General features: G+C 59.7%; 10 protein-coding genes. 3 read left to right on the top strand and 7 right to left on the bottom strand.

The window, feature by feature from the left end:
* Positions 1 to 76 precede the first annotated feature (76 nt).
* The 4 genes from kdpC to kdpF form a co-directional block, all read right to left on the bottom strand.
* Positions 77 to 622: a potassium-transporting ATPase subunit KdpC gene (gene kdpC / locus ASG55_RS16820; protein ID WP_056788406.1), complete on the bottom strand. Its 546-nt coding sequence runs from the start codon at positions 620 to 622 to the stop codon at positions 77 to 79.
* Positions 623 to 750: 128 nt separating this feature from the next.
* Positions 751 to 2808 carry a potassium-transporting ATPase subunit KdpB gene (gene kdpB / locus ASG55_RS16815; RefSeq protein WP_056788404.1) on the bottom strand — a complete coding sequence of 686 codons (2058 nt, stop codon included), beginning with the start codon at positions 2806 to 2808 and terminating at the stop codon, positions 751 to 753.
* A 10-nt stretch (positions 2809 to 2818) separates the two neighbouring features.
* Complete coding sequence (gene kdpA, locus ASG55_RS16810; RefSeq protein ID WP_056788402.1) at positions 2819 to 4513, bottom strand: potassium-transporting ATPase subunit KdpA; 1695 nt, start codon at positions 4511 to 4513, stop codon at positions 2819 to 2821.
* Positions 4514 to 4521: 8 nt separating this feature from the next.
* Positions 4522 to 4611 (bottom strand): K(+)-transporting ATPase subunit F, encoded by a 90-nt coding sequence (gene kdpF / locus ASG55_RS26430; RefSeq protein WP_007899818.1) that lies wholly within the window; start codon positions 4609 to 4611, stop codon positions 4522 to 4524.
* 398 nt (positions 4612 to 5009) lie between these two features.
* Between kdpF and eat the strand changes: the two genes are divergently transcribed.
* The 3 genes from eat to ASG55_RS16800 all read left to right on the top strand — a co-directional run bounded on the left by eat (position 5010) and on the right by ASG55_RS16800 (position 7366).
* Positions 5010 to 6374 carry an ethanolamine permease gene (gene eat / locus ASG55_RS16805; RefSeq protein WP_056788400.1) on the top strand — a complete coding sequence of 455 codons (1365 nt, stop codon included), beginning with the start codon at positions 5010 to 5012 and terminating at the stop codon, positions 6372 to 6374.
* 129 nt (positions 6375 to 6503) lie between these two features.
* Positions 6504 to 6671 (top strand): DUF2897 family protein, encoded by a 168-nt coding sequence (locus ASG55_RS26425; protein WP_016770901.1) that lies wholly within the window; start codon positions 6504 to 6506, stop codon positions 6669 to 6671.
* A 137-nt stretch (positions 6672 to 6808) separates the two neighbouring features.
* A complete protein-coding gene (locus ASG55_RS16800; RefSeq protein ID WP_041478311.1) occupies positions 6809 to 7366 on the top strand; it encodes a TetR/AcrR family transcriptional regulator in 558 nt (185 codons plus the stop codon).
* Here the strand turns inward: ASG55_RS16800 and fabF are convergent.
* The 3 genes from fabF to ASG55_RS16785 all read right to left on the bottom strand — a co-directional run bounded on the left by fabF (position 7363) and on the right by ASG55_RS16785 (position 11284).
* The gene (gene fabF, locus ASG55_RS16795; RefSeq protein ID WP_056788397.1) at positions 7363 to 8637 is read right to left on the bottom strand and encodes a beta-ketoacyl-ACP synthase II; all 1275 of its coding nucleotides are present in this window, start codon (positions 8635 to 8637) and stop codon (positions 7363 to 7365) included. The genes ASG55_RS16800 and fabF overlap by 4 nt on opposite strands.
* A gap of 205 nt (positions 8638 to 8842) precedes the next feature.
* Positions 8843 to 9178, bottom strand: coding sequence for a ComEA family DNA-binding protein (locus ASG55_RS16790; protein WP_056788395.1), 336 nt, complete (start codon positions 9176 to 9178; stop codon positions 8843 to 8845).
* 111 nt (positions 9179 to 9289) lie between these two features.
* Positions 9290 to 11284: a polysaccharide biosynthesis protein gene (locus tag ASG55_RS16785; protein WP_056788393.1), complete on the bottom strand. Its 1995-nt coding sequence runs from the start codon at positions 11282 to 11284 to the stop codon at positions 9290 to 9292.
* Between the last annotated feature and the right edge of the window lie 420 nt (positions 11285 to 11704).

The raw sequence follows: 11704 nt of genomic DNA, 5'->3' as shown, positions 1-11704 counted from the left end.
GTCCCATAAAAGCAGACGCAGAGCGTCTATTGATGCATTCCCACGCAGAGCGTGGGAACGATCGGTATCAACTGAATTACAGGTTTTGCAGTGCCAGATTCAGCTCCAGCACATTCACCACCGGCGGCCCAACCAGCGGCTGTTCGATGTGCTTATCGAGCAATTGCTGCACGGTCGACACCGGCAGATTGCGCGCTGCTGCGACACGCGCCAGTTGATAGGCAATTGCCGCCGGTGGCAAGTGCGGATCGAGGCCGCTGGCGGAGGTGGTCAGCAAGGCCAATGGCACCGGCCCCTGCCCAGCGACTTGTTGTTTTTGCGCGTCTTCGATTACGCGGGTCGCCAGGGCCGGATTGCTCGGCGCGAGGTTGCTGGCGCCGCTGGCGACCGTGGCAAAAGCCCCGGCAGAGGGGCGCGGGTGGAACCAGTTGTCACCGCTGAAATCCTGAGCAATCAGCGACGAGCCGCGGACTTTGCCGTCGGCGTCGTGGATCAGGCTGCCGTTGGCCTGAGCCGGGAAAGCGACCTGGGCAATGCCGGTGACCGCGAGTGGATAGGCGACGCCGGTGATCAGGGTCATCAGCGCCAACAGGGTCAGGGCCGGGCGTAGGGTTGTGGACATTGCAGAATCCTCGATTCAGAAACCAGTACTGTGTTGAGTCAGATAAGCAGTGGCGCATTCTTCGCGAGCAGGCTCGCTCCCACAGGGGAATGCAGTTTCAGGTGGGAGCGAGCCTGCTCGCGAAAGCGTTACACCAGATGCAACGCCGTAAGCAGCATGTCGATCACCTTGATCCCCACGAACGGCACGACAATCCCGCCGACGCCATAGATCAGCAGATTGCGCCGCAGCAACGCCGCCGCACTCGCTGCTTGCACACGCACGCCGCGCAATGCCAGTGGAATCAGCACAACGATGATCAAAGCGTTGAAGACGATGGCCGAGAGAATCGCGCTCTGCGGACTGCTCAGATGCATGATGTTCAGCACACCCAGCTGCGGGTAAATCGAGGCGAACAGCGCCGGCAGAATCGCGAAGTATTTGGCGATGTCGTTGGCGATGGAAAAGGTCGTCAGCGCGCCACGGGTCACCAGCAATTCCTTGCCGATCTGCACCACGTCGAGCAGCTTGGTCGGGTCGCTATCGAGATCGACCATGTTCGCCGCTTCGCGTGCCGCTTGCGTGCCGTCGTTCATGGCCATGCCGACGTCTGCCTGGGCCAGCGCCGGGGCGTCGTTGGCGCCGTCGCCGCACATGGCGACCAGGCGACCGTCGTTCTGCTCGTGACGAATGCGCGCGAGTTTCTTCTCCGGCGTGGCTTCGGCGAGCACATCATCGACGCCCGCTTCAGCGGCGATCGCTGCTGCGGTCAGCGGGTTGTCGCCGGTGACCATCACCGTGCGAATTCCCAGTTTGCGCAACTCGGCAAAACGCTCACGGATGCCTGGCTTGACCACGTCCTTGAGATGGATCGCGCCAAGCAATTTGCCGTCAGCGCAGACCAGCAACGGCGTGCCGCCACTCTGGGCGATCTTGTCGATTTCCCGCGCCAGCGCCGGGGCCAGATCACTACGTTGTTGACCGAGAAACGCCAGCAGCGAATCCACCGCCCCTTTGCGATACACGCGGCCCTGATAATCGACGCCAGACAAGCGGGTTTCCGCGCTGAACGGCACGGCGGTCAGGGCTTCCGGGGCCGGCTCCGGTTGTGGATGCAGGCCACGGAGGAACTCGACGATCGACTTGCCCTCAGCGGTTTCGTCGGCCAGCGAGGCGAACAGCGCGCCTTCGGCCAGTTCACGGCCGGTCACACCCGGCGCGGCATACACCGCGCTGCAACGACGGTTGCCGAAAGTGATGGTGCCGGTCTTGTCGAGCAACAGCACGTGCACGTCACCCGCCGCCTCCACCGCCCGGCCGGACTTGGCGATCACATTCAGGCGCACCAGCCGATCCATCCCGGCGATACCGATGGCCGACAGCAGACCGCCGATGGTGGTCGGAATCAGCGTGACCAATAACGCCACGAGGAACACCAGCGGCAGGCTGCCATTGGCAAAATGCGCGAACGGTTGCAGGGTGACGACCACCAGCAGAAAGATCAGGGTCAGGCCGATCAGCAGGATATCCAGCGCGACTTCGTTGGGGGTCTTCTGACGCTTGGCGCCTTCGACCAGGGCGATCATGCGGTCGAGGGTCGATTCACCAGGGTTGGTGGTGATCTTCACCAGCAGCCAGTCGGACACCAGCCGCGTGTTGCCGGTGACGGCGGAACGGTCGCCGCCGGACTCGCGGATCACCGGCGCCGATTCGCCAGTGATCGCCGCTTCGTTGACCGCCGCGATGCCTTCGATGACTTCGCCGTCACTGGGGATCATTTCCCCGGCTTCGACTCGCACCACGTCGCCCTTGCGCAGATTGGCAGCCGGCACGATCTTGAAGCTGCCATCAGCCTGACGGCAACGGGCGCTGAGGCCTTCGCTGCCGGCCTTGAGGCTGTCGGCGCGGGCCTTGCCACGACCTTCGGCCAAGGCTTCGGCGAAGTTGGCGAACAGCACGGTGAACCACAGCCACAGGGCGATTTGCGCGGCGACGAAGGTCGGCACGTCGGCGTCCGGGATGAAGCACAGCACGGTGGTGAAAATCGCCGTCAGTTCGACCACCAGCATCACTGGCGAACGCGCCAATTGCCGAGGGTCGAGCTTGACGAAGGCTTGCACCAGCGCCGGGCGCCACAGGGCCGAGATCGCGGTTTTGGCTTGTTCCGGCGCCTTGACGGCGGCGGGTTTGATTGCAGGCATATTCATGATGGATTCCTTAGAAGCCCATACTTAAATGTTCGGCGATAGGACCGAGCGCCAGCGTCGGCAAGAACGTCAGGCCGCCCACCAGCAGAATGGTCACGGTCAACAGGGTCACGAACAGCGGGCCGTGAGTCGGAAAGCTGTTCTGGCCGACCGGTGCGCTTTTCTTCATCGCCAGGCTACCGGCCAGTGCCAGCACCGGCAGGATGTAGCCGAAGCGGCCGATCAACATGCCCAGGCCGAGCATCAGGTTGTGGAACGGCGTGTTCGCGCCCAGGCCACCGAATGCCGAACCGTTGTTGGCGCTCGCCGAGGTGTAGGCATAGAGCAACTGACTGAAACCGTGCGCGCCGGGGTTGCTGATGGTTGCCGCAGCGCTGGGAACCGTGGCGGCAATCGCGCCGAGCACCAGCACGCCGACCGGCATCACCAGCAGCGTCACTACCAGCAATTGCACTTCGCGGGCCTGGAGTTTCTTGCCGAGGTATTCCGGCGTACGACCGATCATCAGACCGGCGAGGAACACCGCGATCAGCACGTTGAGCAACATGCCGTAGAGCCCGGCACCGACACCGCCGAAGATCACTTCGCCGACCATCATGTTGACCAGCGCGACCATGCCGCTCAGCGGGTTGAGGCTATCGTGCATGCCGTTCACCGAGCCGTTCGACGCCGCCGTGGTAGTCACCGACCACAGCACCGTCGCGGTGGTACCGAAGCGCGCTTCCTTGCCTTCCAGCGGCGCGGTCTGCTCGACGGCGGCATTGTTCAGGGTCGGATTCGGCTGATACTCGGCCCACAACGACGTCGCACCGCCGATCAGGAACAACGCCAGCATGCAGGCGATGATCGCGCGGCTCTGACGCAGATCCTTGACGTAGTGGCCGAAGGTGAACACCAGCGCCACCGGGATCAGAATGATCGAGGCGACTTCGAACAGGTTGCTCCACGCGGTCGGGTTCTCGAACGGATGCGCCGAGTTGACCCCGAAGAAACCGCCACCGTTGGTGCCCAGCTGCTTGATCGCAATCTGGCTGGCCGCCGGGCCGAGCGGAATTACCTGATCAACACCCTGCAGCGTCACGGCATTTACATACTGGGCGAAGGTTTGTGGCACGCCCTGCCAGACCAGATACAGCGCCAGCAGCAGGCACAGCGGCAGCAGGCCATAGAGCGTGGCGCGGGTCATGTCGACCCAGAAGTTGCCGAGGGTCTGCGCCGACTTACGGCCGATGCCACGGCACAGCGCGACCAGTACGGCGAGGCCGGTGGCGGCGCTGACGAAGTTCTGCACGGTGAGACCGACCATCTGGCTCAGATAGCTGAGGGTCGCTTCACCGCTGTAGGACTGCCAGTTGGTGTTGGTCATGAAACTGACCGCGGTGTTGAACGCCTGGGTCCATTCCTGGCCGGGCAGGTTTTGCGGGTTCAGCGGCAGATGATCCTGGAACAGCAGAATCGCAAACAGCAACAAGAAGCCAGCGAGGTTGAACGCCAGCAGCGCCAGCGTGTACTTCTGCCAGCTCTGCTCCGCCTGCGCATCGACCCCGGCAAGGCGATAGCAACCGCGCTCGACCGGTCCGAGAATCGGCGTCAGCCAGGTGCGCTGGCCCTCCATCACCTTGTAATAGAAGCGCCCAAGGAACGGCGCCGGCAGCAGGACCAGCGCAAAAAACCCGAGGATCAGCCAATAGTCATAACTGTGCATAGCCGCTCCTAGTTCCGGTCCGCGCGCAACAGCGCAACCAACAGATAAATGAACAGCCCCACTGCCAACAGCAGTGACACCCCGTCCAGAACGCTCATGGAAGATCTCCGTGTAACGGCGTATTGCCGTGTGTGCAGCGATTGTCGGGAAGGAGGCTGTAAAGGAACGAGAGCGAGGCGCGGCGTGGGTCATAAAGAAAGCGTAAAGAGTGGGTTTATGCGGGCTTTACGGCTGAGTTTCGTGGTGTTTGGGCTGCGCCTTCGCGAGCAGGCTCGCTCCCACCGGGGCAACGCATTTCAAAATGTGGGAGCGAGCCTGCTCGCGAAGACGGCATCACCGACAACATCGCACCCAACTGGCGCACAAAAAGCAGCTATCCCCACCCGAACATCCCCCCTGCGACAGCTTTGAACTCATTACGACTTGTTTCACGGTAGTGGCACGCCCACTGCACACGCTCTCCCTCGAGCTTTCCAACCATTGCGGGAGCAAGCGCATGAACACACAACTCAAACCCACGCTGGGCACGTTGCACCTGTGGGGTATTGCCGTGGGGCTGGTGATTTCCGGGGAATATTTCGGCTGGAGTTACGGCTGGGGCGTGGCCGGTACGCTGGGTTTTCTGGTGACCTCATTCATGGTCGCGACCATGTACACCTGCTTTATCTTCAGCTTTACCGAACTGACCACCGCGATTCCCCATGCCGGCGGGCCGTTTGCCTACAGCCGCCGCGCGTTTGGCGAAAAAGGCGGATTGATCGCCGGACTGGCCGCACTGATCGAATTCGTCTTCGCCCCGCCAGCGATTGCCTTGGCGATTGGCGCGTATCTCAATGTGCAATTTCCGGCACTCGACCCGAAACACGCGGCGGTCGGGGCGTACATCGTGTTCATGGGCCTGAACATTCTCGGGGTGAAACTGGCCGCGACGTTCGAGCTGATCGTCTGCGTGCTGGCGGTGGCTGAGTTGCTGGTGTTCATGGGCGTGGTCGCGCCGGCGTTCAGCTTCAGCAACTTCGCGCTGAATGGTTGGGCCGGTTCCGACGTCTTCGGCGCGCCGGCAATTGCCGGGATGTTCGCGGCAATTCCATTTGCAATCTGGTTCTTCCTCGCCATCGAAGGCGCCGCCATGGCCGCCGAGGAAGCCAAGGACCCGAAACGCACGATCCCAAAAGCCTACATAAGCGGCATCCTGACGCTGGTGCTGCTGGCAATGGGCGTGATGTTCTTCGCTGGCGGCGTCGGCGACTGGCGCACCTTGTCCAACATCAACGACCCACTGCCGCAGGCGATGAAAACCGTGGTCGGCGACAACTCCGGCTGGCTGCACATGCTGGTCTGGATCGGCCTGTTCGGCCTGGTCGCCAGTTTCCACGGCATCATCCTTGGTTATTCGCGGCAATTCTTCGCCCTCGCCCGCGCCGGTTACCTGCCCGCCTCATTGGCAAAACTGTCGCGCTTCCAGACCCCGCACCGCGCAATCATCGCTGGCGGCCTTATCGGCATCGCGGCGATCTACAGCGACGGTCTGATCAACCTCGGCGGCATGACACTCACCGCCGCGATGATCACCATGGCCGTGTTCGGCGCCATCGTGATGTACATCATGAGCATGCTCAGCCTGTTCAAACTGCGTAAATCGGAACCGAATCTGGAGCGTACTTTCCGCGCGCCGTGCTATCCGCTGGTTCCGCTGATCGCGCTGGTGCTGGCGGTGGTTTGCCTGGTGGCGATGGCGTGGTTCAACACACTGATCGGGCTGATTTTCCTCGGTTTCATGGCGGTGGGGTTCTGCTACTTCATGCTCACCGGGCAACTGCGCGCCGATGCGCCGGCGGATGCGATGTTGACCGGTCTGTAACACGGTTCGGGTGTGCCGGGCATAAGCGGCCTAGAATGGAACCACTGCGAAGTCGTTTCGCTCAAAGGTGGTATGCAGCATCGCACGGCGAAGTCCTCGCCCGTCGAGCTGCCATTAAGGAGAGCCGTTATGCCCTGGTATGCCTGGTTGATTCTGGTCGTTGCGATCGGCTCGATTGTCGGCGGATTGATGATGTTGCGCGACACCGCCAACAAGGTCGAACTGACCGATGAAGAACGCAAGCGCGTCGCACAGCGCAATGCCGAAGCGGATGCCAAGGATGCGCAAGACCGCTGATACGAGCCCCGCCGCAATGGCGGGGTTAGTTTTTTCAGCACAATCGGACTTACCCGCAGGCTGTTTAGATTTTAGAAGTACAGTCACCATTTAATCTTCCGTGGTTAAGATGGCAGCATCGTCGCGGAGAGCTCCACATGCGTTACTCGCCAGATCACAAAGCCCAGACCCATCAACGCATCATCAAGGAGGCTTCCGCCCGATTTCGCAAGGACGGTATCGGCGGCACCGGCCTGCAGCCTTTGATGAAAGCCCTGGGCTTGACCCATGGCGGTTTCTACTCGCACTTCAAATCCAAGGAAGAGCTGGTCGAAAAAGCCCTGCAAGAGGCCGGCGAGCAAGTCGCGGGCCTGTGCGAAGAAATCTTCGCGCAGGAAAACCCTCTGCAAGTGTTCATCGACACCTACCTGTCAGAGTGGCATCAGACCTCGCCCGACGAAGGCTGCCCGCTGCTGACCATTTCCTCGGAGCTGGGCCTGCGCGGCCAGCCAAGCCCCACCAGCGACGAAGTCCTCAATGCTCGCCTCGAACAAATTCAAGGCACGCTCGAAGGCGAGAACAGCGCCGATCGCAGCATTGTCATCATGGCCACCCTGGCTGGCGCATTGCTGCTGTCACGCAGCGTCGCGGATGCCGACTTCGCTCAGCGCATCCTCGACGTCACCCGCGAACATCTCAAGCAATCGAGCGATTAACCTTCCCAGCGTTTGAACAACACGCTCGCATTGACCCCGCCAAAACCAAAGCCGTTGGACAAGGCATATTCGATTGACATGGAGCGCGCCTCGCCATGCACGATGTCTACCCCTTCGCTCGCCGGATCCGGGTTTTCGAAGTTGAGCGTTGGTGGCACCACCTGATCACGAATCGCCAGCAGCGTGAAAATCGCCTCCAGCCCACCCGCCGCGCCGAGCAAATGACCGGTAGCAGATTTGGTCGAAGTCACGGCGATCTTGTTCTGCGTGCCAAACAACGCCTTGATCGCCGCCAACTCGCCCAGATCACCGACCGGCGTCGACGTCGCATGTGCGTTGAGATGCTGCACCTGCTCCGGCGTTACACCGCCCTGAGCCAGTGCCAATTGCATCGCCCGGCGAGCGCCACTGCCGTCCTCAGGTCCGGCGGTCAGGTGGTAGGCATCGGCCGTGGTGCCATAGCCGACCAGTTCGGCCAACGGCGTCGCACCGCGTGCCAGCGCATGCTCGAGCGATTCGATCACCAACAAACCAGCGCCCTCGCCCATCACGAAACCATCACGCCCACTGTCGAAGGGACGCGAAGCTTTTTCCGGGGTGTCGTTGTAGCCGCTGGACAACGCCCGCGCCGCCGCGAAACCGGCGAGACTGACGCGATCGATCGACGCCTCCGCACCGCCACATACAGCGATGTCCGCCTCCCCCGCCCTGATCAACCGCGCTGCATCGCCGATCGCCTGAACCCCGGCGGCACATGCGGTAACCGGAGCGCCCAACGGCCCTTTGAGGCCATGCTGGATCGAGACATGACCCGCCGCGAGATTGACCAGAAACGATGGAATGGTGAACGGCGACAAACGCCGAGGACCACGGCTGTCGGTGGTACGCACCGCATCGGCAATCGCACCGAAACCACCGACACCCGAGCCGATGATTGTTGCAGTGCGCTCCTGGCTTTCAGCGTCCCCCGGATGCCAGCCGGCCTGCTCCAGCGCCTGCCGCGCCGCTTCCATGGCAAACATGATGAAGCGATCCATTTTCTTCTGTTCCTTGGGCGGCGTCGCACGATCCGGATCAAACCCGGCCTCGGCATCCTCCTCCACCGTCGGCACACTCCCGCCGACCCGGGTCGGCAGATCAGCCACAACCGCATCGGGCAAGTTGCGCAACCCGGAACGACCGGCCAGCAAACGCTGCCAGACAATTTCAACATCACTGCCCAAGGGTGAAACCAGGCCCATGCCCGTGACGACGACTCGACGTTGGTTCATACCGTGGTTACCCCTTATCAATTCAAAATTCGACGTGCATCGGTGTGCTGCGATTCGGCTGCTGAATCAGTCCCGAGCGAAATTATTATAGGCATAATCAAGACGCAATATGATACCCGTAATTTTTAGCATTCAGACATCCACCAGATCGGCACCCAATAAAAAGGCCGGTCAATGACCGGCCTCTCGGCGTTGAACTGTCAGCTTAGTTCACTTCCAGCTTTTCACGATTGCGATCCAGAATCGCCTTACCAATCCCCTTCACCTCCAGCAACTCATCCACCGACGCGAACGGCCCATTAGTATCGCGATACGCAACAATCGCCTGCGCCTTCGCCTCACCCACACCCGCCAACTCCTTCTGCAACGTCGCCGCATCCGCACCGTTGAGATCGACCTTCGCGCTTGCCGAGGGCGCAGCTGCATCCATCAGCAAAGGCGCCTTTGTTGTCTCGGTGGGCGCTACAGGGGCAGCAATCGCAGCAATCGAGGCGCTGGTGAGGAAAGCAAAAATCAGCGAGTAGAAATAACCGGTACGCATAAGTGACGCTCCATCATCGTTTTAGAAAGCAGCTTTTCCGAAGCTGCTTCTCCAAACGTAGGTCATGATGGAGTGAAGTCAAAAATGCGAGCGTTACAGGATGTGAAACAATCAGGGCTCGAGACGGCGTTGCTGGTAGATCCAGTCGACGATTTCGCCATCGGGGGTGTAGCCGGAGACGGTTTCGCGCAGGAGTTGGCGGACGCGGGTGTAGTCGTCGGCTTCCACGGCTTTGAGCAGTTCGTTCAATCGGGCTTTCAGGACCTCCCAAGGAAGATGATCCTCATTGGCGCTCATGATCATGGGATGCGACGTAGCTGCTACGTTGTCACCGATCAGCAACTCCTCGTACAGCTTCTCGCCTGGACGCAAACCGGTGAACTCGATGGAGATGTCGCCTTGAGGATTGCGCTCCGATCGGATACTCAGTCCGGACAGGTGAATCATTTTCTCCGCCAGTTCGACGATTTTTACCGGCTCACCCATATCCAAAACGAAGACATCCCCCCCCTGCCCCATAGAACCGGCCTGGATGACCAGTTGCGCAGCTTCGGGGATGGTCATGAAGTAGCGGGTGATCTTGGGGTGCGTGACCGTCAGCGGTCCGCCCGATTTGATCTGGCTGTGGAACAACGGAATCACCGACCCCGACGATCCGAGTACATTACCGAAACGCACCATGGTGAAGCGCGTCTTGTTGACTCGGGAGACATTGGAACGATCCCCAAACAATACGGGGGCAATCTCACGACTCAAAGCCTGAAGGGTCAACTCGGCCAGACGCTTTGTGCTGCCCATGACGTTGGTAGGACGGACGGCCTTGTCGGTCGAGATCAATACAAAGTTGGCAACACCTGACTGAAGCGCGGCCTGAGCCGTATTTAGGGTACCAATGACGTTATTGAGCACGCCTTCTGCAATATTGTGCTCGACTATCGGCACGTGCTTGTAAGCGGCCGCGTGATAGACGGTGTCCACCCGCCAAGCCTTCATAACGTCAAGAAGTTTGTCCTGATGGCGGATAGAGCCGAGAATCGGGAGCAGTTTGACTGAAACCGACTCCCGAATACCCCGTTGCTCTAACTCAGAAAGAATGCTGTAAAGGTTAAACTCACTATGTTCAAACAACAGGAGCGTCGTGGGCCTCAATAAAAAAATCTGTCGACAAAGTTCTGAACCGATCGACCCGCCAGCCCCCGTCACCAAAACCGTCTTGCCTTTAATACAGAGTTCAAGCAAGTCATGTTGTGCGGGCACCGCATCCCGACCCAGCAAGTCAGCAATGTCGACTTCTTGGATATCTTCAACTTTTACACGGCCGCTGGCCAAGTCGGTAAAATTGGGCACGCTACGCACGTGCAGCGGAAAGCCCTCAAGGAAATTAAGAATCTCCCGTCGTCTGGCTCGCGTAGAAGAAGGGAGCGCGAGTAAGATTTCCTGCGCACCTGTCACCTCAATCATCTGCTGGATATGTTTCGGCTTATAAACCTGCAAGCCCGAAATTGATCGATCCGCAATACCGGGGTCGTCATCGATGAACGCTACAGGACGCATCACTCGCCCCATGCGCAGCGCAGCGACCAACTGGTTGCCCGCCACACCCGCACCGTAAATCGCTACCTTAGTCAGACCATCGTCGCGATTGGCGAAAGGCACATGTTGCGCAGCCGTGAACCAATCGCCCATGAAATATTGACGCATGCATAGGCGCAAGCCGCCGATGATGACGAGACTGAGCCACCAATAATTAAAAATGATGGAACGCGGGACGACAGCCTCATGGTTGCTGTACCAATAAACTACTAGCGCGAGGATCAATGACGAAAGACTTACGGCTTTTATGATAGCGACCAAAGCGTCATTGCCAAAATATCGCATCACAGCTCGATACATGCCGAATCGTATAAAGAGAGGAATAGCGATGAGAGGTGCACAGATAAACAACCAGAGGTGCACTTTTATAGGGTTGACCATCTCGTCGATTCCAAGACGCACGATAAATGCCATCCAGAGCGCTGCCCAGACGAGGGCAATATCCGTCAGCACCTGAATCAGTCGCTTCTGTCGGCGCGGCAACGCCAACAAATATCCGCGTAGCTTTTCCATATTCCCTCGCCCCAAGGTAACCTACTCCGTTCGTGGAACCGACTGGCACATTGTACGAAGTAAAAGATCTACATTACAGAACAAACGCTAGCAAAACCTCATCAACGAATCGACGCAAGCTCTGACTCGTGTAAAAGCGGCACGATTCTTGAGCTGTTGAGATGCGCGTAAATCGCAGCGAAGGATAATGAACTGCTTGCGAAGCGACGTCCAAGCAGACATCCCGCGCGCAGAAAGCCCTAGTCCAGGTTCAATTTTCTTGCTCAGGAATCCAAAACCTGCCGATGCGACACGGGCCGGACGGCTTGCGCAAGTCGACGGGCTTCGGTTACAGAACTACGTTTCTGCCTTAGCATCGGCTCGCGTCCTGGCCGATTGAGCCCCAAGAGAATCGGCAGCGCAGCATCGGGATAAGCCACG

Origin of the sequence: Pseudomonas sp. Leaf434 (assembly GCF_001425545.1) — a bacterium.
GTDB lineage: Bacteria > Pseudomonadota > Gammaproteobacteria > Pseudomonadales > Pseudomonadaceae > Aquipseudomonas > Aquipseudomonas siliginis.
This window is presented reverse-complemented; position numbering and strand designations above follow the sequence as displayed.

Coding starts and splice junctions, on each gene's coding strand:
- ASG55_RS16800 (WP_041478311.1), top strand. CDS start 6,809: ATGCGTTACTCGCCAGATCACAAAGCCCAGACCCATCAACGCATCATC.
- kdpC (WP_056788406.1), bottom strand. CDS start 622: ATGTCCACAACCCTACGCCCGGCCCTGACCCTGTTGGCGCTGATGACC.
- ASG55_RS16790 (WP_056788395.1), bottom strand. CDS start 9,178: ATGCGTACCGGTTATTTCTACTCGCTGATTTTTGCTTTCCTCACCAGC.
- ASG55_RS16785 (WP_056788393.1), bottom strand. CDS start 11,284: ATGGAAAAGCTACGCGGATATTTGTTGGCGTTGCCGCGCCGACAGAAG.
- ASG55_RS26425 (WP_016770901.1), top strand. CDS start 6,504: ATGCCCTGGTATGCCTGGTTGATTCTGGTCGTTGCGATCGGCTCGATT.
- kdpF (WP_007899818.1), bottom strand. CDS start 4,611: ATGAGCGTTCTGGACGGGGTGTCACTGCTGTTGGCAGTGGGGCTGTTC.
- fabF (WP_056788397.1), bottom strand. CDS start 8,637: ATGAACCAACGTCGAGTCGTCGTCACGGGCATGGGCCTGGTTTCACCC.
- kdpB (WP_056788404.1), bottom strand. CDS start 2,808: ATGAATATGCCTGCAATCAAACCCGCCGCCGTCAAGGCGCCGGAACAA.
- eat (WP_056788400.1), top strand. CDS start 5,010: ATGAACACACAACTCAAACCCACGCTGGGCACGTTGCACCTGTGGGGT.
- kdpA (WP_056788402.1), bottom strand. CDS start 4,513: ATGCACAGTTATGACTATTGGCTGATCCTCGGGTTTTTTGCGCTGGTC.